Origin of the sequence: Rhizobium sp. 18065, from assembly GCF_902706095.1 — a bacterium.
Taxonomy (GTDB): Bacteria; Pseudomonadota; Alphaproteobacteria; order Rhizobiales; family Rhizobiaceae; genus Allorhizobium.
This window is the reverse complement of the sequence record NZ_CACSJP010000029.1, coordinates 1-390: the sequence shown is the minus strand read 5'-3', so window position 1 is coordinate 390 and position 390 is coordinate 1. Positions and strand designations below refer to the sequence as shown.

Annotated in this window: 1 protein-coding gene; it reads right to left on the bottom strand. The window is 66.4% G+C overall.

Annotated elements, in window-relative coordinates; genetic code table 11:
- On the bottom strand, window positions 1–358 hold a 358-nt coding region (gene coaD / locus GVK95_RS24990; RefSeq protein WP_159953386.1), incomplete at its 3' end, for a pantetheine-phosphate adenylyltransferase.
- Between the last annotated feature and the right edge of the window lie 32 nt (window positions 359–390).

The following is a 390-nucleotide window of genomic DNA, read 5'->3' as shown; positions in this document are numbered from 1 at the left end:
GGGTCTCGACCTCGGGGATCAGGTGGCGATTCATGCTGGCCATCTGGAATTCGTACTCGAAGTCGGACACCGCGCGCAGGCCGCGCAGCAGCACCCCGCCCTGCACCGAACGTACGAAATGGGCCAGCAGGGTATCGAAGCCGATGACCTCGACGTTGCCGTGGTGGGCCAGCGCGCCACGCGCCAGCTGCACGCGCTGCTCCAGCGGCAGCGCCGGGCCCTTGGACGGCCTCTGCGCCACGCCGACCACGACCTTTTCGAACAGCGGCGCGGCCCGGCTCACAAGGTCGATATGACCGTTGGTGATGGGGTCGAACGTGCCGGGGTAGACGGCAATGCGGCGATTGGCCACGGTCATGGGCGGATGCAGATGTTCAGATGAGGTCAAAG